This window comes from Nitrosomonas mobilis, assembly GCF_900103035.1.
GTDB lineage: Bacteria > Pseudomonadota > Gammaproteobacteria > Burkholderiales > Nitrosomonadaceae > Nitrosomonas > Nitrosomonas mobilis.
In genome coordinates, this window is record NZ_FMWO01000053.1 from 1 (window position 1) to 246 (window position 246).

1 protein-coding gene is annotated in these 246 nt (G+C 46.3%); it reads right to left on the minus strand.

Features of this window, described 5'->3' with window-relative positions; all coding sequences use genetic code 11:
* Positions 1-246, minus strand: a 246-nt coding sequence (locus tag NSMM_RS08585) for an HDOD domain-containing protein (RefSeq protein WP_143001903.1), incomplete at both ends; no start/stop codon positions are given.

Genomic DNA, 246 nt, shown 5'->3' on the forward strand with positions numbered 1-246 from the left:
ATTTTCGGCTTGTTGACTGGAGAGCTGGTCGAGATTAGTACCTACATAAAGGGAAAATTGTGCTGGCAGGCGCCATTCATGCACCGCCTGTAAGCCGATTTGGCGATGATCAGTACCCAAAAATAATTGCTCTGCCTCTACACTTGAACAATTATGTTCCAGCGTATAACCCAGAGCCTGCATATATGCTTTGCGGGCATGTGAAAAAAGCAGCACCTTGCCAATATCATGAATCAGACCTGCGAC